This is a genomic window from Streptomyces sp. NPDC026206 (assembly GCF_040638465.1).
Lineage (GTDB): Bacteria > Actinomycetota > Actinomycetes > Streptomycetales > Streptomycetaceae > Streptomyces.
Genome location: NZ_JBEZYL010000005.1, coordinates 284,935 through 310,132 on the forward strand (window position 1 = coordinate 284,935; position 25,198 = coordinate 310,132).

The window sequence follows — 25,198 nt, forward strand, 5'->3', positions numbered from 1 at the left end:
GGCTCCGCCCCGGACCCCGGTCTCACAGACAGCCCGTCCGGCGATTGAGGACATGGGGGCACCTCCCAGCGGTAGCTGGGGGAGGTGAAAGGGCGGGGCAGGGGCACATCACACCCCTCGCACCACGAGCCGCACCGACGGCCCTCCGTCGCAGACGTCGACGTCCACGTCGACCGCACGCCCCTCCCCCCAGCCGTTCGCAAGCCCCGCAAAGAGCACCGACGCCGCAACCGAAACGGAATCCGCAACAGCATCCGCATCCGGCACCCCCGCCCCCTCCCACCGCGCCGACAGCTCCCGCCCGTCACGCGTGAACGCCGCACACCCCGCCGCCCCCACCCCGTACGGGACGGCGGCCAGCCAGCACCCCGGGTGTTCCCGGAGAAGCCGCTCGGCCACCGGCCGGCCGGACTCCCCGGCCCCCGGCGGCCGGGCCGCCACGATCACATCGGCCGCACGCGCCCAGCGCGGGTCGGGCTCCCCCTCCGCCGCCACGAGGTGCGGGTCGGGGAGGTGCCCCGTGACGGAGCCCTGGAACCCGGCCACGTAGCGGCGTACCGACACCGCCCCGCCGGTGCCGCTCGGCACAACGGTGACGAACAGGGCCGGCGGAGCCGGTTCGTACCGCTCGGCGGCCAGCGGCAGGGGGAGCGCGACGGGCCGGGGCACGGCGGGGAGGTCCGGCTCGGTCAGTTCCATCCGCGCGTAGTACAGGCGGCGCAGCAGCGCGGCCGCCCGCATGGGCCGCGACGTGACCAGCCCGCCGATCTCCGCCAGCCGCTCGTCGCCGGGCTGCGTGGCCATGGCGCGCCGTACCTGCCCTTCGAGCGGCTCGTACGCACGCACGCGCGGCAACGCCGAGCCCAGCCGGTCCATGGGTGAACCGGAGGCCACCACGTCCTCCCCGAAGGCCCCGAGCAGGCCGGGCACGCCGAGCGCGGCCCCGTACAGGCTCAGCGAGCCGTGGTCGCCGATGAACGCGTCGGCCGCCACCAGCGCGGCCTGCCAGGCGTCGGTCTCCGGCGACGGCAGGACGAGCCCCGCACGGAGGTAGGGGGCCAGCCAGGAGCGGACCTGCCAACCACCGTGCCCGTACCAGACGTTCGGGTGCACGGCGGCGACGACGCGGTAGCCGTCGCGGGGCAGCTCGGCGAGTGCCCGGCGCACGATGTCGATGTTCGCGCCGAGGAGGGAGCGCGGGCCCCAGGTGGAGGTGAGGACGAGCAGCTTCCGGCCGGGGCGCAGCCCGAAGGCGGCGCGGTACTCCTCCCGGAAGGGAAGGCCGGCGCGGAGCCGGTCCATGCAGGGGTCCCCGGCGACGACGGAGAGCGGCACGGCTTCGGGGCAGCCCCGGCGCAGGCGCTCGCGCTGTTCGTCGTGGGAGAGGACGATGGCGGAGGGAATCAGCCTGCCCCGGTGGGTGAGCCACTCGGCATCAAGGCCGAAGGCTTCCGGCTCCCGGCTCCCGGCTCCCGGCTCCCGGCTCCCGGCTCCCGGCTCCCGGCTCAAGTATTTATTGTAGCCAGCGCCGTGGGGGGCGCCGACGAGCGGAGCGTTGATCTCATGCAGGTCACCGCCCCGGCTGCTGCTCACCGCGAGGTCGAACTTCTCCCGCCTGGCCTCCTCCCAGGATATCCAGGGCAGTTGGCGCGCCGCGGCGAACTCCCGTATCCCGGCGTCGAACGCCGAGGACCCCGGGCAGGTGAAGACGACATGGACGCGGCTGTCCCCCTCGAAGGGCGAGAGGAGGTCGAACAGCCGTGTGGCCGATGTGACGTTGTGAATGACGCCGAGCACGGTGCGGACGGGCGGGGCGGTGGCCCACTGCGCGGCGTCGCTCCTCAGCAGGAGGTGGGACGGGCGGGAGGTTCCTGCGTCCGGCACCGCGCCCTCGCTCTCTTCCCCGCTGCTTCCCGGCTGCATCCCGGTTGTTCCTGTGGTCCACCGTCCGGCAGACCCTATCGGTGACTGGGCGGCGACTGCATTGCGCAGTACGATCATTACCTTGCGTATATGCACGTATGTGGGGGAGTGCGGGCAAGGGGGGCGGTCATGGGGGCTGGTGGTTCGGCATCGGAGAGGGCGCAGGAGGCGCGTCGGCACGAGCGCGAGCTGCGGGAACAGTTGCGGGCGGCGCAGCGCGAGGCCCGGCGGTGGGAGGCGGCGAGCGAGGGCGAGCGCAAGGTCGCCGCTCAGCTGCTGATGCTCACCCGGCGCGGCTGGCGGCTGCTGGTGGACCGGCGGTGGCCGGGGACGCGGGCGGCCAACGTGGACATGCTGCTGGTGGGGCCGGGCGGGGTGTTCGTCATCGACGTCAAGAACTGGAGGGCGGCCCCCGAGGCCGGCGACGGTCACCTCACGGCCGGCCGGCAGCGGCGGGACGGCGAGATCGGCAAGCTGCTGGCCGTGACGCGGGTGGCGGAAGGGGCCCTGGCGTCGCTCGGTCTGTCGCCGGTGGCCGTGCAGCCGTTGATGGTGTTCGCGGGCCGTTCCTTCAGCGGCACGCTGGGCAGGGTGCGACTGCTGGGGGAGCGGGAGGTGGGCCCGGCCCTGATCGCCGAGCGCACCCGGCTCGGTGCGGCCATGATCCGTGCGATCGCCGGCCATCTGGAGCAGGTCTTCCCGGCGTACGAGGCCTCGTCCGTACCCGCCGAGCGTTCCGGGGCGAAGGCGCCGGCGTCCTCGCCCCCGTCGCAGGCGGAGACCCTGTTCGACATCGAGGGCCTGCGGGACGCGGCCATGAAGGCCGCCCTGCGGGGGCCGGTGGAGCAGTGGATGACGTTCCTGCACCCCGACCAGGTCGCCCTCGTGCGGCGCAACTGGGCCGGTCCGGCACGCGTCAGCGGCCCCGCGGGCACCGGCAAGACCGTGGTGGCCCTGCACCGGGCCGCCCATCTCGCCCAGCGCACCAGCGGGCGCATTCTGTACGTGACCTTCGCGAGCAACCTGCCCCGGGTGCAGAGCACGTTCCTGCGCACGATGTCGCCGGCCGTCGCCGACCGGGTGGAATTCCGCAGCCTGCACTCCTGGGCGCGGAAGTTCCTCGCGGAGCGCGGCATCGCCCACCGGCTGCACGGCGGCCGGGCCGAGGACGCCTTCAGCCGGGCCTGGGTGCGCTGCGGCCGGCACAGCGTCCTGTCCGTGCTCGATCCCTCCCCGTGCTACTGGCGCGAGGAGGTCGACTGCGTCATCAAAGGACGGGGCATCACCCGCTTCGAGGAGTACGCCACCCTCCGGCGCCACCGGCGCCGCACCAACCTGCGCCGCCCGCACCGCGAGGCCGTCTGGGCGCTGTACGAGGAGTACGAGCGGGTCCGCGCCGAGCGCGGGGTGCACGACTTCAACGACGTCCTCAGCCTCGCCCTGGCCGAGGCCAGGGCGAGGCCGGGCCGCTCGCCGTACGCGGCGGTCATCGCCGACGAGGTCCAGGACCTCACCCTGGTCGGCGTGTGCCTCCTGCACGCCCTCGTCGGAGACGCCCCCAACGGCCTGTTGCTGGTGGGCGACGGTCAACAGGCGGTCTACCCGGGCGGGTTCCGCCTCTCCGACGCCGGGATCGACGTCCGCGGCGACCGAGGCCAGGTCCTGCGCACCAACTACCGCAACGCCCGGCAGATCCTCCACGCGGCCCTGGCCGTCGTGGCCGAGGACGCCTTCGACGACATCGACGGCACCCGTATCGCCGGCCTGCGCGACGTCGACCTCACCTACCACGACGGCCAGGTCGTGCGGTCCGTCTCCCGTACGCCCGCCGAACAGGACGCGGCCCTGCTGGCCGCCCTTCGCACGCGCGGCGAGGCCAGCTGGCCGGACTCCGCCCTCCTGTGCCGCTCCAAGCGCGAGACGGACCACTACCGGCGGCTGCTCGACCGGGCGGGCATCGAGCAGTGCTCGCTGGAGCGCTACGACGGCCGCCCGGTGCCCGGCGTCAAGCTGGGCAGCTACCGCCGCGCCAAGGGCCTGGAGTTCAAGCACGTCTACCTGCCGGACCACACCCCGGCCCTCGCCTGCGGCTCCGTCGACGACGACATCGCGCGCGAACGCGAGGAACTCTCCCGCACCCAGCTCTTCGTGGCCATGACCCGGGCCCGTGACACGCTCTGGCTGGGGGCGGTACGCAGGGAGCCCGGAGGCTGAAGGCCTCCGCCGGGCTCCGCGCGCCGGGACGGCTAGGTCGGGGGCCGTCCCATGGCCGCGTACAGCACCCGCAGGGTGAGGATCGCGCTCACGGCGAGCATGTGGTAGCCGATGAGCGGGAACAGTTCGAGCGACGCGGTGACGTGCGGCCCCCGGCCGGTGCCGAAGACGGCGAGCAGCACGCCCATCAGCCCGGTGCAGGCCGCGAGCAGGGTGACCAGGATCTGGTGGATGAGCCCCGAGAGGAACCGCCGCTCCCGCTCGTCGGCCAGCAGCCGGACCCGTACCGACAGCCGCCCCTCCTCCAGGGCGGTACTGATGCGCTCCGCCCGCCGCGGCAGCCGGCGCAGCATGGGGACGAGCGACAGCGCCTCCTGGGCCATGGTCCGGGTCAGCGACGGCACATCGGGCCCCTCCCGGCCCGCAGCGCCCGGTGTGCCCCCCGGTATGGGGGTCACCCGCCGCAGCCGGTCGGTGAGCATGTCGCCGGCGAACGCCCGCGCCTCCTCCAGCAGGTTGAAGTCCGGCGCGAGGTGGGTGAGAGTGCCCTCGATGGTGGCCAGGGACCGGAAGACGGCGGCCACCTCGGGGGGGACGGCCAGGCCGAAGCGGGTGAGCATGCGGAACAGCGCGGTGAACATCTCCGTGTCCGGCTGCGATCCGGGCCCCAGGTGGTGGGTCATGAAGCGGCCCAGCTCCCGCTCCAGCAGCAGCGAGTCGGGCAGGGGCTCATCGAGGCCGGTCGCCCGGGTGCCCAGCAGGTCCAGCAGTGCGTCGTGCATCCCGGCCGGATCACCGCGCTCGACGGCCATCAGCAGCTGCTGGATGGCGGCGCGCACGGGCGGACCGATGCGGCCCACCGAGCCGAAGTCCAGCAGCCCGATGCGTCCGTCGGACAGCAGCAGCATGTTTCCCGGGTGGGGGTCCGCGTGGAAGATGCCCACCCGCATGATCTGGTGGAGTATCGAGTCGAAGGCGGTGCGGGCGACCTTGACGCGGTCCAGACCCTGTGCGTCCGCGACGGGCCCCGCCCGGTCGAGCGTCACGCCCTCCAGCCATTCCTGCACCAGGACGCGGGCCGAGGACAGCTCGGTGTGCACCCGGGGCACCCGGACGGGCGCGTCGGCCTCATGGCCCTTGCAGGCCGCGGCGACCGATGCGGAGTTACGGGCCTCGATGCGGAAGTCCAGCTCCTCGTGGACGGAGGCGGAGAAGCCGTTGCCCAGTTCGCGCAGGCCCAGCGCGTGGCCGGAGCGGGCCCGCGCCTGCAGTCCCCGGGTGATCGCGAGGACGATGTCGAGGTCCCGCTCGACGGATTCCCGGATGCCCGGGCGCTGGACCTTCACGGCGACGGTCGGCCCTCCGCGCAGCCGGGCGCGGTGCACCTGGGCGATGGAGGCGGCGGCCACGGGTTTGTGCTCGATCCACTCGAATACCTCGTCCACCGGACGGCCGAGCTCCTTGTAGAGCACCGCCTCCACCTCCGGCCAGGCCGCGGGCGGCACGTCGGACTGCAGGCGGCTGAGCTCTTCGATGAAATGAGGCGGCATCAGGTCACGGCGGGTGGACAGCACCTGGCCGAGTTTGATGAGGGCGCCCCCGCACTCCTCCAGCGCGAGCCGCAGGGCGCGGGCCGAGCGCAGGCCCGCCTCGTCGGGCTGCAGGGCGCCCTCGGAGCCGGCGCGCCCGCGCAGGTAGCGGCCGAGCCCGTGGCGCATGAAGATGCGGCTGACCTGGGAGTAGCGGCGCGCGCGGGCGATCCGGCCGGACAGCGACCGCAGGACCTGCACGGGCCGCAGCCAGCCGCCGTGCGGGAGGGCGGCCTCGGCGAGCACCAGGGTGGCCATCGTCCCGAAGAGGCCGACGGCGATCTGGACGGTGGACAGGGCGTTGCGGCTCGCCTCGTCCTGTATGGCGTCCTTGAAGACGAGCATGCAGGTGAGGCCCATGAGCCCGGCGGCGAAGGTGCGCAGGGGCCCGACGCGTATGCCCAGCAGGCGGCGTGAGGCGACGGAGACCGCGGCCATCATGAGGCCGATCGTGACGACTGCCGTCAGGAGGGTGAGCGAAGCGAGCGGTATGGCGTCAAGACTGCTGGCGGCCTGGCCGGTCATGGAAGGGTTCCCTCGGTTGGCGGTGATCCATGGTCACCCTGCCAGATCGGGTGCGGGCGCCAAGGGGGTCACCAGGTGACGGGCAACGCCTCCAGTGGGCGGACCACGGGGCTCTGCTGATAGCGGAGTTCGGCAGGGTCCACCGCCAGCCGCACCCCCGGGAAGCGCTCGAACAGCCGGCGGGCGCCCACCTCGGTGATCACCTTGGCCAGGTGTGCCCCCGAGCAGTAGTGGATGCCGAAGCCGAAGCTCAGGTGCGCGGGCTTGGGGCGGGTCAGGTCGAGCAGGGAGGGGTCGCCGGGGAACTGCTCGGTGTCGCGGTTGGTCGACATCACGCTGATGATGACGACCTCGCCCGCCGGAATCGTCACCCCGCCGATCTCCACGGGCTCGGTGGTGACCCGCTGCAGGGCGTTGTTGATGGGGCTGACGTAGCGGATGAGCTCGTCCATCGCCTTGCCCCAGCGCCCCTGCTCCGCGAGGAGTTCCTCCCGCTCCCGCGGATGGGTCAGCAGCGCGGCGATGACGCCCCCGACCAGGCTGGCGGTGGTGTCGTTGCCCCCGGTCATCAGCGCGAACCCGGTGGACAGGATCTCCGTGCGGGTCAGCCGGAGCTCCTCGTCGGCGTGGATGAGCGCGGAGAGCAGGTCCTCGCCGGGCCGCGCCTCCTTCTCGGCGATCAGCGCGGACATGAAGGACGACAGCTCCCGCACGCTGCGGTCCAAGGTGCCCGAACCCTCGGCGGGGGAGTGCGTGCGCAGCGCCACCGACCAGCGCAGGAAGTCCGGCCAGGCGTCGGACGGCACGCCCATCAGCTCCGCGATGGTGATCACCGGCAGCGGGTCGGCGTACCCGGCGATCAGGTCGGCGCGGGGTCGGCCGGCCAGCCGGTCCAGCAGCTCGTCGGCGATCTCGGTGATGCGCGGCCGCAGGGCCTCGGCCCGGCGGGGGGTGAAGGCGAAGCTGATGGCCCGGCGCAGCGGGGTGTGGCGGGGCGGCTCCAGGTTGGCGAGGTGGTTGGCCTCCTCCGGCGGCGGGACCATGGCCCGGCCGGTGCGCTCGGACATCAGCCGGTACTGCACATGGATGTCCCGGCTCAGCCGCGGATCCGCCAGTGCCGTCTTGGCGTCGTCGTAGCGGGTCACCACCCAGGCCCGGCCGCCGCCGGGCATGGACAGCTCGCACACGGGGCGCTCCGCACGGACGTACTCCAGCACGGGGAAGGGGTTCTGGGTGAACTCGTTGGTGAGCATCCAGAACTTGGAGAGTGCCCGTGTCGCCGCCATGGTGGTTGCCTCCTGGACTTCGGTCACCTGACTAACGGGTGAGACTAGGGGCGGCCGGCCGCGGCCGGCCGCTCTGATGCAAAGACTTCGAACCGCCGCGATCTCTGCCGTTCGGCAGATGTTCCGGCAGTCCCGGCTCCCTACGCTCGTCGAGTCTGCCGACCTATAGGGAGTGAGAGCCTCGTGACCGCGACAATTTCGACGGATACGGAAATAGCAGCACGGGCGGTGAACGTACGGAAGGTGTACGGATCCGGTGACGCCGAAGTCGCGGCACTTCGCGGGGTGAACGTGGAACTGAGAAAAGGACAATTCACGGCGATCATGGGGCCGTCGGGGTCCGGTAAGTCCACATTGATGCACTGCCTTGCGGGCCTGGATACGGTGACCGATGGCGAGGTCTTCGTCGCCGATGTACAGGTGACCGGGATGAAGGACAAGGAACTGACCCGGCTGCGCCGGGACCGGATCGGCTTTATCTTCCAGCAGTTCAATCTACTGCCCACGCTCACCGCGGAGGAGAACATCCTGCTGCCGCTGGCGATCGCCGGCCGCAAGCCCTCGCAGGACTGGTTCGACCGGGTCATCCGTACCGTCGGCCTGGAGAACCGGCTTAAGCACCGCCCGACCGAGCTCTCCGGCGGCCAGCAGCAGCGCGTCGCCTGTGCCCGTGCCCTGGTCTCCCAGCCCGAGGTGATCTTCGCCGACGAGCCGACCGGCAACCTGGACTCGCAGTCGGGCACGGAGGTGCTCAAGTTCCTCCGGCACTCCGTACGCACGCTGAGTCAGACGATCGTGATGGTCACGCACGACCCGAACGCCGCGTCCTACGCGGACCGGGTGCTCTTCTTCGCCGACGGCCAGGTGGTGAGCGAGCTCTACGAGCCGACGGCCGACGCGGTGCTCGACACCATGAAGAAGATCGACACCCGTGAGCAGGTGACTTCGTGATCACGGCGACGCTCAAGAGCCTGCTGTCGCGCAAGCTCAGGCTTCTGCTGTCCGGACTGGCCGTAGTGCTCGGCGTGATGTTCGTGGCGGGCTCCATGGTCATGAAGGACACATTGAGCCGTTCCTTCGACGCCCAGTTCGCCGGCGCCCACGACGACATCGACCTCCAGGTCTCCCTGAAGCCCAAGGTGGACGCGGAGGCCGGGGACGCCGCGGCGGTGCCGCCCGCGGTGGACGCCGCCGCGGTGCGGCGGGTGACGGCGGTCGCGGGCGTGGACAGCGCCCGCGGTGTCGTGGAGGCGGAGGGTGCCCGCGCGCTGGGCAAGGACGGCAAGGTGGTACCCGGCACCGGCGGACCCCGCTACGGCAAGAGCTGGACGGGCGAGAACAAGCTGATCGGTCTGAGGGACGGGCGCGGCCCGCGGGCCGCCGACGAGATCGCGATCAACGTCGCGCTGGCGGAGAAGGCGGGCTTCAAGGTCGGTGACCGGGTGGGCGTGCTCACCGGGCAGCCGAAGAAGACATTCACCGTCGCCGGGATATTCGGCTACTCGGACGGCCGGGACTCCATCGGCGGCGAACAGACCGTCGCCTTCACGGAGCCCGTGGCCCAGGAGCTGATGATGGGCAAGGCCGGGAGCTTCTCCGGCATCTCCGTCACTACCGCCTCGGACACCTCCGTCGCCACGGTCCAGGATGCGCTGAAGCAGCAGCTCGGGGCCGATTTCCAGGTCGAGACGGGCGAGGAGCTCTCCAAGAAGGCGGCCGACGCCTCGCGCCAGACGCTCGACCTGATGACCAAGCTGCTGCTGGGATTCGCAGCGGTGGCCGTGCTCGTCGGCATCTTCCTGATCATCAACACCTTCTCGATCATCATCGCCCAGCGACTGCGCGAGCTGGCGCTCCTGCGGGCCATGGGGGCGAGCCGCCGCCAGGTGATCGGCTCGGTGCTGCTGGAGTCGTTCGTGGTCGGACTGATCGCCTCCGTGATCGGGCTGGCGGCCGGCGTCGGCATCGGCGCCCTGGGCGCCGACATGCTGGCCGGCAACACGGACGGACTGAAGGTCGCCTCGCTCGGGCTGCCGACGGGCGCGGTGGTCACGTCGTTCACCGTCGGCGTCGGGGTGACGATGCTGGCCGCGCTGTCCCCGGCCATGAAGGCATCGCGGGTCGCCCCCATTGCCGTCATCCGGGCGTCGGGGACGCCGGACCACGGTCACCGCAAGCAGACCGTGACCGGAGCCGTCCTGCTCGGCCTCGGCCTGGTGCTGCTCGCCCTCGGTCTCTTCGGCTCGGGCGACAATGCGCTGACCACCATCCTCGGTGGCGTCCTGTTCACATTCATCGGCGTCGCCCTGCTCACGCCGCTCTTCAGCGGTCCGGCGGTGTGGGCACTGGGCGGGATCTTCTCCCGCTCGCTGCCCGGCCAGCTGGGTCGTCGCAACTCGGCACGTAACCCCCGCCGTACGGCCATCACCGCCTCGGCCCTGATGATCGGCATCGCGCTCGTCACCGCCATCAGCACCATCGTGTCCTCGGCGAAGGACAGCATGAGCGACGACGTCTCCTCGCAGCTCAAGGCGGAGCTGGTGGCGCTCGGCGACGGCGGGACCAGTGCGGCCATCGAGCCCAAGGCCCTGGACCGCGCCCGGGAACTGCCCGGTATGGCCGCGGTGTCGGCCGCCGCCTTCGACTCCGCGAAGATCGGCAAGGAGACGCAGTCCGTGTCGTCCTGGCAGGACTGGGGCACCACGCGGAAGATGATGAGCCTGCGCGCGGAGTCCGGCGACATCGACACCGTTCCGCAGGGCGCCGTGCTCATGAACAAGGGCACGGCGAAGGACCGCGGGCTGAGCGTCGGCGACGAGCTCACCGTCCAGCTGCAGCGCGGTGAGGCCCGCACGTACCGGCTCGCCGGCGTCTTCGAGGACATGCCGCTGGTCAACAACATCGTCCTGCCGTGGGCCGACGCGCAGGGCGGATTCCGCGCCCAGCAGCCCTCCCAGGCATACTTCCAACTGAAGTCCGGCACGTCCGCCGACTCGGTGCGGCCGGAGCTGGAGAAGGCGCTCGCGGACAGCCCGGAGGTGACCGTCCAGAGCCGCGACGAGGTGGTCGACAAGTACAACAGCGGCATGGACATGATGCTGGGCATCGTGCAGGCGCTGCTGGCGGTCGCGCTGATCATCGCCGTCCTCGGTATCGTCAACACCCTCGCCCTGTCGGTCCTGGAGCGCACCAAGGAGCTCGGCGCACTGCGGGCCATCGGACTGAGCCGGGGCCAGACCGTGCGCATGATCATGACCGAGTCGGTGGTGATCTCGCTCTTCGGCGCCCTGCTGGGGCTGGTGGTCGGCGCCGGGCTGGGCATGGCCATCGTGCGGGCCATGAAGGACCAGGGGGTCAGTGGCCTGACGCTGCCATGGTCGATGATGCTCAACTACCTCATCGGTGCCGTCGTGGTGGGCATGCTCGCCTCGATCATCCCGGCACGCCGCGGTGCCCGGCTCAATGTGCTCAAGGCGGTCAGCCATGAGTAGACGCTAGGCGTCCCCCAGCTGAATGGCGTCTCCGGAAACCCCCGACCGGAGGCGCCATTCGCCATGCCCGCGTATTCCCGGCCGCCAGCTGTTGCAGCTTCCTGCATTTGGATTGCCCCGGCGCATCAGGTGTTGTTGATATAGAGCTCAGTGAAGTGGGGTTCCGGAACCGCTCGGTCCGGGGTACGGCGAGGCCCGCCAGGGACCGCCGGCATGACAGGGGGAAAAATGCACGAACGCGAGTTCCGCGCCTTTGTGTCGATAGCTGAGATCGGACGGATGGATCAGGCAGCCAAAGCGCTCGGATATTCACAGCCGGCCATCAGCTACCAGATCAAGTGTCTGGAGCAGATGCTGGGTACCAAGTTGTTCACCCGGGATTCCACCGGTGCGCAACTGACTCGGGAAGGACGGATGATCCTGCCGTCCGCACGCGCCGTCCTGGCGCTGATCGACAGCATGAAGGGCGTCTGCGCGGCGTGATCCGAAGGTTCCGGGCCCGGGGGGACGCCGGGTCCGGAACCGACAGGGTCACCCCATGCGGTCGTTTTCCCACACCCAGGCGGCTATGCCCACCCGGTTGCGGACGGCGAGCTTGCGCTGAACGTTGGCGATGTGCGTCTTGACCGTGCCGGCCGAGATGAACAGCTCGCCGCCGACCTCGGCGTTCGTCATCCCCTTGGCGACCAGTCGGGCGATCTCGACCTCACGGTCGGTCAGGTCCTCGGCGGGTGAATACGCCCGCCGCCGCTGGGGATCGTGCAAGTGCTTGAGCAACCGCACGGTCACCGAAGGGCTGATCATGGCGTCTCCCGCCATCGCCGCACGGACCGCCTCCACCAGCAGGGGTGGCCCGGACCGCTTGAGGAGAAAGCCGCAAGCGCCGTTGCGGAGCGCCGTATGCACGTACTCGTCGAGGTCGAAGGTGGTCACGACGATGACGCGGACCGGCTCCGCAGCCTCCTCGCCGGCGAGGAGGCGCGTGACCTCCAGGCCGTTCATCCGCGGCATCCGGATGTCGGCGAGCACCACATCTGGCTTGAGTCTCCGGGCCAGTTCCACCGCCTGCAGGCCGTCCTCGGCCTCACCGACCACCTCCATGTCGGGTTGCGAATCCAGGATCAGCCGGAAGCCGATGCGGACTTCGGCCTGGTCGTCGGCCAGCAATATGCGGGTGGTCACCTGCTTACCGTAACCGCAGGACGGTCCGGCTCTCCAGCCGATCATGTATCGAAAGATTCGTTGTGGCCTTCGTTTCCTTTCAGGCCCGTTGGCACCATCTTGCTGGACCCTTCTCAAAGCGCCGCACGCGGTGCGTTTCCCGTTTGGAGTGGTTGAGTGGGTATGGCTCACACCAAAAGGCTCAGGGTGGTGGTGGCGTGCGCGGCTTCGGCGGTCGTGACAGCGACTCTGCTGGCCGGAGAGCCCGTTGCATCGGCTGCGGCCGGGAACAAGGGCAGCGCCCCCGACGTCGCGGTGCCCTCCGGCAGGAGCGGCGACCCGGTGGGCCCGGAATGGCCCGCCGGAACCTATGACACGGGTCCGGCGGGGCAGGCCGCGGCCGGTTCTGTTGCGACGCCGGCCCCGGCCGCCCCGGCCGTCGGCGCCGTGCTGGCCGACGCCCGGCCGACCTTGACCGCCGCCCGTGTCACCGGAGCGCAGGCCTACGAATTCGTGATCGGCACTGGCGGCAGCCCCCGCACCGGCCAGGTCGTCACCTCCGGCTGGCTCTCCTCGCCGAGCTGGCGGGCACCGGCCGGACTGCTCAGGAACGGTGGCGCGTACAGCTGGACCGTGCGGGTGCGGGACCGCTTTGGGAAGGTGGGCGCGGACGGCGTGGCCAGGTCGTTCACCGTGAACCAGCGCCTGGGCGCGCAGGCCCCGGGCGGCGCCACGCCGACGGATGCGAGCGGGCCGGTCTCGGTCGGCCTCGCCAACGGCAATGTGACCGCATCGGTCAACACGCCGCGGATCAACACCGCCACGGGCCCGCTGGGCGCCACCTTCACCTACAACTCGCAGGCGCTGGACGCCTCGGGGTTGACGGGCTCGTACTACGCCGACGACTCCGCCTCCGGCATCGCGAACAGCGAACGCCCGGCAGCCGTCCGGGAGGACACCCAGCTGGCCTTCGCCTGGGGCGAGGCGGCGGCCTATCCCGGCGCGAAGCCGGGGGAGGCGTTCCGCGCACGGTGGAGCGGGCGGCTGCGGGTCCCCGCCTCGGGGAGCTACCGCCTCGGCGGCACCTACGACAAGGGCCTGCGGATCTGGGTCGACGGCAAGCAGGTCCTCGACGACTGGAACCGTGAGAAGGACACCGGTGGCCGCCCGGAGTTCGGCACGGCGCTCACGCTGAAGTCCGGCCGCTCGTACGACATCCGCGTGGAGTACCGGGGCGGTGGCCCCGCCGGCGGTGCCGGCCTGTGGGCACGGCACGCGGGCAGGGGCGACGTCCCCGTACCGGCTTCCTGGCTCGCGCCGTCCGGCGCGGTGCTGCCTCCAGGCTGGAGCGTCACCCCGGGAGCGACGGGCGCCGACGCGGCCGCCGCGGCCAACGCGCCCGGGGCCGTCATCGCGGACCGGCAGCAGAAGGACACCGCCACGCAGGGCACCGCTGCGACAGCCCCTGGGGTGGCCAAGGAGACGGCCACTGCCGGCGCGGGCATGGAGAAGGCCGGGAAGGACGCGGCGAGTGGCCCCGCGGCCGCGGTCCGGGCCGCCGAGGAGACCGGCCTGAAGTTCTTCTACGCGGGCAGCAAGGAGTGCGCCGCGAACAGCGAGGCGCCGACCGGTTTCGTGTGCGCAGTCACGGTGCCCGGTGGCGGCAGGAGCCAGTTGATCTACCGCTCCGGCAAACTGGTGCGGTTCGTCAATCCCGGCCGTGAGGTCACGGACTTCGGCTACACCGCCGACCACCGGCTCACGACGGTGCGCACCCCGCTCGTCATGGACTGGATCGCCGTCGACCCCAAGCACCGCGACACCTCCGCCGCCGATTACCGCATCGTCTACAGGGGGGATTCGCGCCAGGCCGCGCGGGTGACCTCTCCCGAGCCGACCGGCACGCCCTCGACGCCCTCCCGCCGTCCACAGCGTGAGTACGCCTACACCGCGGACGCCACGGAGATCCGGGTGGCCGGGCTGGACACAGCCCGGGGATGGGCCCGCCGCATCACGCACGACACGGCGGGCCGGACACTGACCGACACCGACGCCACCGGCCGCACGGTGCGCAATGAGTGGACGGCCGCCGACCAGCCGGCCGCCACCGTCGATGCCGCCGGCCGCATGAAGACCACCGTGTACGACGAGCGCTCCGGCCGCCCCTCGGGCACCTACGGCCCCGGTCCGCAGAAGTGCTTCGGACCCGGCCACCGTCCGCTCTCCCCCGCACCGCAGGACTGCGAGAAGGTTCCGGCGCGGACCACGTCCTACGGGCCGACGGGCATGACGACCGTGCGCGCGGACAGCGACGATGTCCCGGACCTGGTGACGGAGACGCAGCTGAGCCCGGTGGGGCTGCCGGCCGCGACGATCGTCGACCCCAAGGGGCTCGCGCTGAAGACGGCCCTGGAATTCGACGGGTCCTTCCACATGACCGGCAAGGTGCGCCCCAACGGTGTCAAGCAGACCTACGACGCCTACGGCGCCACGGAGACGCGGGACAACCCCTGCACGAAGAAGGACGACCCGGCGCCTCAGCGGGGCCTGCCGAAGGCCATCACGCTCGCCAACCCCGCCCAGGGCACGCCGCGGGTGGAGAAGTTCGTCTTCGACGGGCGGGGCCTGCCCGTGGCCGTCACCAACGGTGCGGCGGACTGGACCTGCGTCACCTACGACGCGCGCTCCCGCATGACGGGCACCTTCATACCGAAGGACGCCAACGCGCCTGCCCGCACAGTGACGTTCGACCTCGCCGTCGGCGGTGACCCGCTGACGATGAAGGCTTCCGACTCCCTCGGCAGCATGACGTTCGCCACCGACCTGCTCGGACGCACGGTGCGCCACACCGACACCCACGGCGTCCGCACCGACACCACGTACGACCGTGTCGGGCGGCCCGTCCAGGAGCGCACGACCCTTCCGCACCGGGCCGACGCCCCGCAGGTCAAAACCGTCCGGTACGACGACGCCGGCCGGACGCTGGCCGTGTCGCTCAAGGGGACCACGCTCGCCGAGACCCGGTACGACACCGGCGGCGACATCGCCGGCGTCACGTATGCGAACCACACCCGCCTCGACGTCGCCCGCGACCCGGCGGGCCGGATCGTCACCAAGAACTGGACGCTTGCCGACGGCCGCACGCTTGCCAGCAAGGTCACCCGATCCCGGTCGGGCACCGTCGTCGACGAGTCCACGGCCGGCGAGGACGCCCGCCCCGACGGGCCCGACTTCCGTTACGACGCGGCGGGGCGGCTCACCGACGCCTGGGTCACCGGCCACCACTACAGCTACGACTTCACCTCCGACGCACCCGCCGGCTGCCCACAGGGCACCCGCGCGAACGCCGGAGCCAACGGCAACCGGGTGCGGCTCCTGGACCGCACGAAGTCCGGCACGGCCGAGACCGGCTACTGCTACGACGGAGCCGACCGGCTGCTGGCCACCATCGGGGCCCACACGTTCGGTGACGCCCGCTACAACGGCGCCGGCACTCTGACCGACTACAGCCTCGACGGCACGGCGGTCAGCCAGCGCTACGACGCGGCCGAGCGCTACCTGGGCATCGGCACCCGCGGATCCGACCCGGCCGATGTGGCGTACCCCAACGACCTCCTCGACCTGCACGCCGGGCGCCGGACCGGCGCGGGCCCGGCGGCCGCCACCCTGCTCTACGGCTACACCGGCGCCGCCGATCACGACCTCGACGTCGTACTCCGGGGCGACAAGCGACTGCTGACGCGGACGGTCGCCCTGCCGGGCGGCATGCTGTACGTGGACAAGGGAGCGGCCTACTCCGGCCGGGACACCTGGAACCACCCCACCGTCCGCGGCGACATCTTCCTCGTCACCGGCGACGACGGGCGCCAGAGGGGCGACCTCTACCGCTACGCGCCCTTCGGCGAGCCGCTCCGTGCCGACGGCACCGTGGACACCGACCACGTGCCCGACAACCTCCCGGGCGACAACGACTACGCCTGGCAGGGCCAGTACCAGCGCCGGTACGAGCACGCCGGCAGCCTGTCGGCCTACTTCCTGCAGACGCGGGTGCTGAACCCCGCGACCGGCCGGTTCGCGGAGCCGGTGACCCAGGGGCCCTTCTCGAACCCCTATGAGTACGGAACCGGCGACCCGGTCAATCGCGCCAGCACCGACGGCGTCAGCCTCAAGGAGGAGAAGGAATAGTGGAAGCGACTTTCACCGGAGCGGACGTCGAGACCGTCGAGCACAACGGAACCCGGATGGTCCGCGTCCTGCCCCGGCACGACGGTGACCACCGTGCCTGGTTCACGCTGAACAATGAGGCGCTGCGCGCCGCCATGTACGAGCACGGCGCGGTCATGGTGAAGAACAGCGGACTGGTGGAGCAGGCCGAACTCGCCATACTCGCCGAGGAGATAGGCGGCGTGACCCTCGACTACAACGAGCGTTCGACACCGCGGAGCCGGGTCACGGGCAAGGTGTACACCTCCACCGAATATCCCGCCGACCAGTCCATCCCCCAGCACAATGAGGCCGCGTACTCCGCGAATTGGCCGCACAACGTCTTCTTCTTCTGCGCACTCGCCGCGGCGACCGGTGGCGAGACCCCGGTGGCCGACAGCGGCGCGGTCCTCGACCGGCTCCCGGCCGGCCTCGTGGAGCGGTTCGCCGAGCGCGGGGTGCTCTACACCCGGACCTACCGCAAGGGCATGGGCCTGTCGTGGCAGGAGGGCTTCCAGACCGACGACAAGGGCGAGGTGGAGAGCTACTGCCACGATCACGACATCCGAACGAAGTGGGACGGTGACGTGCTGCGCACGCGCCAGCGCCGTCCGGCGGTGATCGCACACCCGGTGACGGGGAAGAGGGTGTGGTTCAACCAGGCCCACCTCTTCCACGTCAACGCGCTGCCCGAGGACGTCCGGGAGGGGCTCCTGGAGCTCTGCGGCGAGGACGGACTGCCGCGGAACGCCTACTACGGCGACGGCACACCCATCACCAGCGACGAACACGCCGCCATCAGCGCCGCGTTCGAGGAGACGACGCTGGCCGAGAGGTGGTCGACCGGTGACCTGATGATGGTGGACAACATCCTCACCACACACGGCCGCCGGCCCTTCACGGGCGACCGCAAGGTGCTCGTCGCGATGACCCGGCGCGTGAGCTGACCAGACCGCCGACCGCCGCCCCGAGGCGGTCGGCCGCGGACCGGGACCCCCGCCGGTCCGCAGGAACGAGTGCCCCGACCCGCCCCGGTCGGGGCACTCGCGTCATGCGGCCCCCTTATGCGTAAGGACGCGCCGGGAACAGCGCGATGCACATTCTTCGATATGCGTTTCTCGGCGCATTCAAGTTTTCCATGGGCTCGTGGGTGAACTGCACATGCTTCGTAGTGTGGGCGCCAGATTCTCGGTGCGCCTACCAATCGAGGTGAATGGCAATGGCTGATCAGAATGGGTACCGACTGCCGCTGACGGCCGCCCAGTCCGGAATGTGGCTCGCTCAGCAGGTGAACCCGGACAACCCGATGTACAGCATCGCCGAGTGCGTCGAGATGTCCGGTCCCCTCGACCCCGTCCTCTTCGAGTCCGCGCTGCGCCGCACGGTCACCGAGGCGGAGACGCTGCGGATCCGCTTCCTGCCGGGAACGGACGGCCCGTTGCAGGTCGTCGTACCCGACCTCGACTGGCGGCTGCACACCCTGGATGTCAGCGGTCATCCCGACCCCGCGGCCGCCGCCGAGGAGTGGATGCTCGCCCGGACCACCACCCCGGTGGACCTGGAGAACGGGCCGCTGTTCACCTTCGGGCTGATCACCCTCGCGGCCGACCGGCACACCTGGTTCAGCCGGGTCCACCACGCGATTGTGGACGGCTACAGCTGGTCGCTGATCGTCGCCCGGGTCGCCTCGGTCTATACGGCGCTCGCGGCGGGCAACGAGCCGAAGCTCACCCCCTTCGGCTCCGTCCGCGACCTCGTGGACCAGGACATCACGTACCGGGGGTCGGAAGAGTTCGCCGCCGACCGGGAGTTCTGGGCCGGTCACCTCGCGGGCCTTCCCGAACCGGTGAGCCTCGCCCCCCGGCCGGCCCGGGTCCCCACCGACCACGTACGGCGCACCGGTGAGGTGTCCGCCACCGACGCCGCCGCACTGCGTGCCCTCTCCCGCGAGACCGGGGTCAGCTGGCCCGCGGCGGCCGTGGCCGGCATCGCCGGCTACCTGCACCGGCTGACCGGCCGCGAGGACATCGTCCTCGGCTTGGCCGTCGCCGCCCGCCCCGGTGCCGCCGCCAAGCGCACCCCCGGGATGGTCTCCAACGCCCTTCCGCTGCGGCTGCGGATCCACCCCGGCACCACCGTCGCCGAGCTGCTGCGTACCGCCAGTGACGAGCTGCACACCGTCCTGCGCCATCAGCGCTACCGCTACGAGGACATCCACCGCGACCTGCGCATGGTGGGGGACCGCAAGCGGCTGTGGGGGCCGGAGATCAACCTCATCATGTACGGGCAGCGGCTCTCCTTCGCCGGGCACCCCGCCACCGTGCGCGGTTTCTCGATAGGCCCCGAAGAGGACCTTTCGCTGATCATCGACAACCGTGAGGACGACGACGGCTTCCTCGTGGACCTCCACGCCAACGCCGACCTCTACACCGCGGGCGCGGTCGACGGTCACCGGCAGCGGCTCGTCGGCTTCCTCGGCGCCCTGGCGTCCGCCGACCCGGAGCAGTGGCTCGGCGCCCTCGACCTCCCGCTGCCCGACGGCTGGACTCCGCCTGCCGCCGTCCCCGCCGGCCCTGCACCCGCCGAACAGCGCGGGCGTGCGCCCTACCGCGCCCCGGTCACCCCCCGCGAGAAGCGGCTGTGCGCCCTGGTCGCCGAGGTCCTCACGGTGGACGAGGTCGGCCTCGACGACGATTTCTTCGCCCTGGGCGGCCAGTCCCTGACGGCGATAAGGCTGCTGAGCCGGGTACGCGAAACCTTCGGCGCCGAGCTGTCGATCCGTACGGTCTTCGAGGAGCCGACCGTCGCGGGCCTCGCCCGGCGGCTCGAGGGGGCGCGCCGCGCCCGCCCGGCCCTGGCTCCCCGGCCGAGGCCCGCGGAGATCCCGCTGTCGCCCGCCCAGCAGCGCCTGTGGTTCATCGACCGGTTCCAGGGGTCCGGCGGCGCCTACAACATGGGCCTCGCCCTGCGGCTCGCCGGCCGCCTCGACCGGCAGGCTCTCGCCGAGGCGCTCGCCGACGTGGCCGCCCGCCACGAGAGCCTGCGCACCGTCTTCCCTGACACCGACGGCCGGCCCCGGCAGCTGGTCCTCACCCCGCAGGAGGCCCGCCCCGCGCTCACCGTGCGACAGGCCGCGGCGGACGACGTGGACCGGGTGATCGCGCAGGAGGTCGCCACGGGCTTCGACCTGTCCGCCCGGCCCGCGATCCGTCCGGTGCTGCTCGATCTCGGCGCCGACGACCACGTCCTGCTGGTCATCCTGCACCACATCATCGGTGACGGGCTGTCGCTGGCCCCGCTGGCACGCGACATCGAGCGCGCCTACACCGCGCGCATCCAGGACCGGCCGCCGCGCTTCGACGCGCTGCCGGTGCAGTACGCCGACTACACGCTGTGGCAGCAGGCCCTGCTCGGCACGGAGGACGACCCGGGGAGCACGCTCGCCGAGCAGCTGCGCTACTGGCGCCATGCCCTGAGCGGAATGCCGGAGGAGATCCTCCTGCCCGTCGACCGGTCCCGGCCGGCGGAGACGAGCCAGCGCGGCGGGATCATCCGGTTCGGCATCGACGCCGATGTCCACGGACGGCTCACCACCCTGGCGCAGGAGCACCAGGCCAGCCTGTTCATGGTGTTCCAGGGCGCGGTGGCGCTGCTGCTGAGCAAACTGGGCGCCGGGAACGACATCCCCCTCGGCGGACCCGTCGCCGGACGCACCGACTCCGCCCTCGACGACGTCGTGGGCTGCTTCGTCAACACCCTGGTCTTCCGTACCGACCTGTCGGGCGATCCCACCTTCGCCGGCCTGCTCGCACGGGTGCGTGAGACGACGCTGAACGCACAGGCCCACCAGGACGTCCCCTTCGAGCGGCTCGTCGAGGCGCTCAACCCGGAGCGCTCCCGTGCCCGCAATCCGCTGTTCCAGGTCATGGTGGACGTGGACACCGCCACCTCCGCCACCCTGACCCTGCCCGGCCTGACCGCGACCCCGCAGCAGGTCGACCCCGGCCTGATCAAGGTCGATCTGGTCTTCGGCGCGGAGGAACGGTTCGCCGGGGGCGGCGCACCGGCCGGGATCGACGCCCGGCTCGAATACAGCTCCGACCTGTTCGACCGGGAGACGGCGCAGGCGATGGTCGACCGGCTGATGCGGCTCCTGGAGGCCGTCGTCGCTGGCCCGGATCAGCCGGTGAGCCGGCTGGAGGTCCTGTCGGCCGCCGAACGCACCCGCCTGCTCGGCGGGTTCAACGACACGGCGAGCGAGGTACCGTCCGCCGGCACCTTCCCGGAACTCTTCGCGGCCAGGGTGGCTGCCACGCCCGCCGCTCCCGCGGTCGTCCTCGGGGAAACCGTCCTCAGCTACGCCGAACTGGACGCCCGCACGAGTGAACTCGCGGCGCTCCTCGCTGCACGCGGGGCCGGACCCGAGAGCCGCGTCGCGGTGGCGCTGCCCCGGTCGGTGGAGTTCGTGGTCGCGGTACTCGCCGTCTTCAAGACCGGCGCCGCCTACGTACCCGTGGACCCCGGCTACCCGGCGGACCGTATCGCCTACATCCTCCAGGACTCGGCGCCCGGCCTCCTGCTGAGCGTCCGGGAGGTCGTCGGTGCGCTCCCCCCGGCGGGCGTGCCTGTCCTGCTGCTGGACGAGTGCCGGCCCGGGCAGGGCGGACCGTACCCGGCCGTACGCGTGCCGCTGGCCGGCGCCGCCTACGTCATCTATACCTCGGGGTCGACTGGACGGCCCAAGGGCGTGGTGGTCTCGCACGGCGGCGTGGCGAGCCTCGCCCTCTCGCAGGCACGACACCTGGGCGTGGGAGAGGGCAGCCGGGTGCTGCAGTTCTCCTCGCCGAGCTTCGACGCGGCCTTCTGGGAGCTGTGCATGGGGCTGCTCACGGGAGCGGCGCTGGTGCTGGCGCCCACCGAGCGGCTCCTGCCGGGACCGGACCTGGCGGCCGTCCTCGCCGGGCAGCGCGTGACCCACGCGACGATTCCCCCGGTCGCGCTGGCCGTGCTCGCCGACGACCAGGTGCCGGCCGGCATGACCCTCGTCGTGGCGGGTGAGGCCTGCGCACCGGAGCTCGTGGCACGGTTCGCGCCCGGCCGCACCATGGTGAACGCCTACGGCCCGACGGAGACCACGGTCTGCGCCACCATGAGCCGCCCGCTGCCCGCGGACGCCGGTGTGCCGCCGATCGGCGGGCCCGTCCGCAACACCCGCGTGTACGTCCTCGACGCCGGGCTGCGGCCCGTCCCGTACGGCGTCCCTGGCGAGCTGTACGTGGCCGGCGCCGGACTGGCCCGCGGCTACCTGGGCAGGCCGGACCTGACGGCCGGGCGGTTCGTGGCGGATCCGTACGGCACCGCCGGCGGCCGGATGTACCGGACCGGGGATCTGGCACGGTGGCGCACCGACGGTGAACTGGAGTTCCTCGGGCGCGCCGACGAGCAGGTCAAGCTGCGCGGCTTCCGGATCGAGCTCGGGGAGATCGAATCCGTGGTCGCGAGCCACCCGGACGTCGCGCGCGTCGCTCTCGCCGTGCGCGAGGACCAGCCCGGCCGCAAGTTGCTGGTGGCCTACGTGGTGCCCCGGGCGGGGGCGGAGATCAGCGAGCCCGGACTGCGCGCACACGTGGCCGGGGCGGTGCCCGACTACATGGTCCCCTCGGCGTTCGTCGTCCTCGACGACCTGCCCATGACCCCGAACGGCAAGCTCGACCGACGCGCCCTGCCTGCACCCGAGTTCGGCACGGACGCGACGGGAGACGAGCCGCGCGACGAGCGCGAGGAGGCACTGGCCGGCGTCTTCGCCGAGGTCCTCGGCCTCACCCGGGTCGGCCTCGACGACAGCTTCTTCGAGCTGGGCGGTGACAGCATCGTCTCCATCCAGCTGGTCAGCCGCGCCAGACGACTCGGCTTCGACCTCTCTCCGCGCGACGTGTTCGAACACAAGACGGTCGCCCGGCTCGCGGAGACGGTCACCCTCCTGTCCGACGCGCCGGTGGTGCACGACGAGGACGCCGGAATCGGCTCGCTCCCCGCGACGCCCATCATGCGCTGGCTGGAGGAACGCGGCGGTCCCACTGACACCTTCAACCAGTCGACGCTCACCCGGGTGCCCGCCGGCCTCGGCCCGACGGAGCTGACCGCCGCGCTCCAGGCCGTGCTCGACCACCACGACGCCCTGCGCCTGCGCCGGCTCCCGGAGCAGGACCAGGACGGCCCGGCGGCCTACGAGATCGCCCCCCGCGGGGCGGTCGACGCCGGGACACTGATCCGCCGCGTGGACATCACCGGCCTCACGGACGAGGACCTCCAGGAGACGGTCGCCGCCGAGGCCCGCACGGCCTGGGCGCGGCTGGCGCCGACCGCCGGCGTGCTGCTCCAGGCCGTCTGGTTCGACGCTGGACTCGAGCACCCCGGAAGACTACTGCTGACGGCCCATCACCTCGCGGTGGACGCCGTATCCTGGCAGATCATCCTGCCTGACCTGCGCGCGGCCTACGAGGCCGTGTCGGCGGGCAAGGAGCCGGAGCTCGCCCCGGTCGGCACTCCGCTGCGCTACTGGGCGGACCTGCTCCTCGCCGAGTCCCTACGGGACACCCGGGTGGAGGAGGCCGCACAGTGGGCCGAGACCGTGCGGCTCCCGGCCCCCGGCCTGGTGGACGCCGCACTCGACCCGGAGCGGGACGTGGTCGGCACGGCGCACAGGCTCAGCCTCAGCCTGCCGACCGAACAGACCGAACCGCTCCTGACCAGCGTGCCCGCCGCCTTCCACGCCACCATCCAGGATGTGCTGGTCACCGCGCTGGCGGTGGCCGTGGCCGACTGGCGGCAGCGGCACGGGCACGACGGCGACCAGGGCGTCCTCTTGGACGTCGAGGGCCACGGCCGTGAGGAGATCGCCGACGGCCTCGACCTGTCCCGCACGGTCGGCTGGTTCACCAGCCTGTACCCGGTCCGGCTCGATCCGGGCGTCGAGGACTGGGAGCAACTGTGGAACGGCGGCCCCGCGGCGGGCGACGCCCTCCGGACGGTGAAGGAACAGCTCCGGACCGTTCCGGACGGCGGGCTCGGATACGGGCTGCTGCGCCGGCTCAACCCGGACACCGGCCCCGGGCTGGCCGGGCTTGCACAGCCGCAGATGCTGTTCAACTACTTCGGGCGGGCCGCCGCCCCGGCCGCCGGAGCGGCGGTCGACTGGGGCCCGGCCGCCGAGACGGACGCCGTGCTCGGCGACGGCGACCCACAGCTCGCGCTGACACACGTCGTCGAGGTCAACGCCCTCACCCAGGAGCACCCCGACGGCCCGCGGCTCCTCGCCTCGTGGACCTGGCCGCGGCGGCTGCTCGGCGAGGCCGACGTCCGCGAGCTCGCAGACGGCTGGTTCCGCGCCCTCGGGGCGCTCATCGAACACGCCGAACGGCCGGACGCAGGCGGCTACACCCCATCGGACCTGGCGCTGGTGGAGCTTTCCCAAGACGAGATCAACATGCTTGAAGCCGAGTGGAGGACGCTGTAATGACGAAGTCGGGTCCTGAGGACATCCTTCCGCTGTCGCCGCTGCAGGAGGGTCTCCTCTTCCACGCGCTGTACGACGAGCAGGGACACGACGTCTACACCGTCCAGGTCGTCCTCGACCTCGCGGGCACCGTCGACACGGCCGCCCTGCGCGCCGCCGCGGCCGCCCTGCTGCGCCGCCACGCCAACCTTCGGGTGGGATTCCTTCACCCCAAGCAGAGCCGCCCCGTCCAGGTCGTCGCCCGCGAGGTCGAACTTCCCTGGACCGAGTCGGACCTGAGCGAACTGCCGGCCGACGAGCGCACCGCGGAGACGGAGCGCCTCCAGATCCAGGACCGGGCCCGCCGCTTCGACCTGGCCCGGCCGCCGCTCATGCGCTTCCGCCTGATCTCGCTCGGCGGGGGTTCGTACCGGCTGCTGTGCACCTTCCACCACCTGCTGCTCGACGGCTGGTCCACTTCGGTCCTCCTCGGTGAGTTCTTCGAGCTGTACGGACACCGGGGCGACGTGGCCGCCTTGCCCCGGGTCACGCCCTACCGCGAGTACCTCGCCTGGCTGGCCAAGCAGGACACCGGCAAGGCCGAATCGGCCTGGCAGCAGGCGCTGGCCGGCCTTGACGAGCCCACTCGGCTCGCACCCGGCGGCGGCCGCGGCCAGGCCGTGGTCAAGCCCGAGCAGGTCTTCCTGGAGCTCACGGCCGGAACCACCGAAGCGCTCGGCCGGATGCTGCGCGGACACGAGCTGACCTTCAACACCGCGCTGCACGCCGCCTGGGGCCTCGTCCTCGGCCGGCTCACGGGCCGGGACGACGTCGTCTTCGGCACGGTCGTCGCCGGCCGCCCGCCGGAGATCGCCGGGTCCGAGCGGATGGTCGGCATGCTCATCAACACGCTGCCGGTCCGTCTCCAGGTGAAGCCCGACGCATCCCTGCTGGAGACGCTCGGCCGCGTCCAGCGTGACCACATGAATCTGATGCCCTATCAGCACCTCGGCATCAGCGACATCCAGCGGGTGTCAGGTCACGCCGAACTCTTCGATACCTACGTGGCATTCGAGAACTTCCCCTTCGACCTGGAAGCCCTGCGCGCCCAGGCCGGCGGGCTGCGCATCGAAGGCTTCGAGGTCATCGACGCCAACCACTATCCGCTCTGCCTGGTCGCCCACATCGAGGACGGCCGCCTGCGACTCCAGCTCAGCTACCGGCCGGATCTGTTCGAGCGGGTGGTGGTGGAGGGTATCGGCGGTCGTCTGGTGCGGGTGCTGGAGGCGTTGGTGGCGGATCCGGGTCGTG

The 25,198-nt window shown here is 71.7% G+C and carries 12 protein-coding genes; 8 read left to right on the forward strand and 4 right to left on the reverse strand.

Going from position 1 to position 25,198, the window contains the following annotated elements; genetic code table 11:
* Positions 1-108: 108 nt before the first annotated feature.
* Positions 109-1,923: a hypothetical protein gene (locus AB0F13_RS11355; RefSeq protein WP_362078776.1), complete on the reverse strand. Its 1,815-nt coding sequence runs from the start codon at positions 1,921-1,923 to the stop codon at positions 109-111.
* Positions 1,924-2,052: 129 nt separating this feature from the next.
* On the opposite strand from AB0F13_RS11355, the gene AB0F13_RS11360 reads away from it, so the two are divergent.
* The gene (locus tag AB0F13_RS11360) at positions 2,053-4,137 is read left to right on the forward strand and encodes a UvrD-helicase domain-containing protein (protein WP_362078779.1); all 2,085 of its coding nucleotides are present in this window, start codon (positions 2,053-2,055) and stop codon (positions 4,135-4,137) included.
* 32 nt (positions 4,138-4,169) lie between these two features.
* On the opposite strand, the gene AB0F13_RS11365 is transcribed toward AB0F13_RS11360, so the two are convergent.
* The gene (locus AB0F13_RS11365) at positions 4,170-6,251 is read right to left on the reverse strand and encodes an AarF/UbiB family protein (RefSeq protein WP_362078782.1); all 2,082 of its coding nucleotides are present in this window, start codon (positions 6,249-6,251) and stop codon (positions 4,170-4,172) included.
* 68 nt (positions 6,252-6,319) lie between these two features.
* Positions 6,320-7,537: a cytochrome P450 gene (locus AB0F13_RS11370; RefSeq protein ID WP_362078785.1), complete on the reverse strand. Its 1,218-nt coding sequence runs from the start codon at positions 7,535-7,537 to the stop codon at positions 6,320-6,322.
* 183 nt (positions 7,538-7,720) lie between these two features.
* Between AB0F13_RS11370 and AB0F13_RS11375 the strand changes: the two genes are divergently transcribed.
* The 3 genes from AB0F13_RS11375 (at position 7,721) to AB0F13_RS11385 (ending at position 11,511) form a co-directional block, all read left to right on the forward strand.
* A complete protein-coding gene (locus AB0F13_RS11375; protein WP_362078788.1) occupies positions 7,721-8,488 on the forward strand; it encodes an ABC transporter ATP-binding protein in 768 nt (255 codons plus the stop codon).
* Positions 8,485-11,028 carry an FtsX-like permease family protein gene (locus AB0F13_RS11380; RefSeq protein WP_362078791.1) on the forward strand — a complete coding sequence of 848 codons (2,544 nt, stop codon included), beginning with the start codon at positions 8,485-8,487 and terminating at the stop codon, positions 11,026-11,028. The genes AB0F13_RS11375 and AB0F13_RS11380 overlap by 4 nt, the downstream gene beginning before the upstream one ends.
* 228 nt (positions 11,029-11,256) lie before the next feature.
* Positions 11,257-11,511 carry a LysR family transcriptional regulator gene (locus AB0F13_RS11385; RefSeq protein ID WP_362078794.1) on the forward strand — a complete coding sequence of 85 codons (255 nt, stop codon included), beginning with the start codon at positions 11,257-11,259 and terminating at the stop codon, positions 11,509-11,511.
* A 48-nt stretch (positions 11,512-11,559) separates the two neighbouring features.
* Here AB0F13_RS11385 and AB0F13_RS11390 read toward each other — a convergent pair whose 3' ends face one another.
* Positions 11,560-12,210, reverse strand: coding sequence for a response regulator transcription factor (locus AB0F13_RS11390; protein WP_362078795.1), 651 nt, complete (start codon positions 12,208-12,210; stop codon positions 11,560-11,562).
* A gap of 162 nt (positions 12,211-12,372) precedes the next feature.
* Here AB0F13_RS11390 and AB0F13_RS11395 point away from each other — a divergent pair, with 162 nt between their 5' ends.
* The 4 genes from AB0F13_RS11395 to AB0F13_RS11410 form a co-directional block, all read left to right on the forward strand.
* Positions 12,373-16,374, forward strand: coding sequence for a PA14 domain-containing protein (locus AB0F13_RS11395; protein WP_362078798.1), 4,002 nt, complete (start codon positions 12,373-12,375; stop codon positions 16,372-16,374).
* On the forward strand, positions 16,374-17,339 hold the full coding sequence (locus AB0F13_RS11400; RefSeq protein WP_362078801.1) for a TauD/TfdA family dioxygenase: 966 nt from the start codon (positions 16,374-16,376) through the stop codon (positions 17,337-17,339). The genes AB0F13_RS11395 and AB0F13_RS11400 overlap by 1 nt, the downstream gene beginning before the upstream one ends.
* Positions 17,340-17,611: 272 nt before the next feature.
* The gene (locus AB0F13_RS11405) at positions 17,612-23,908 is read left to right on the forward strand and encodes an amino acid adenylation domain-containing protein (protein ID WP_362078804.1); all 6,297 of its coding nucleotides are present in this window, start codon (positions 17,612-17,614) and stop codon (positions 23,906-23,908) included.
* Positions 23,908-25,198 (forward strand): condensation domain-containing protein (locus tag AB0F13_RS11410; protein ID WP_362078807.1); only part of this gene is annotated, 1,291 nt, incomplete at its 3' end. The genes AB0F13_RS11405 and AB0F13_RS11410, both read left to right, overlap by 1 nt.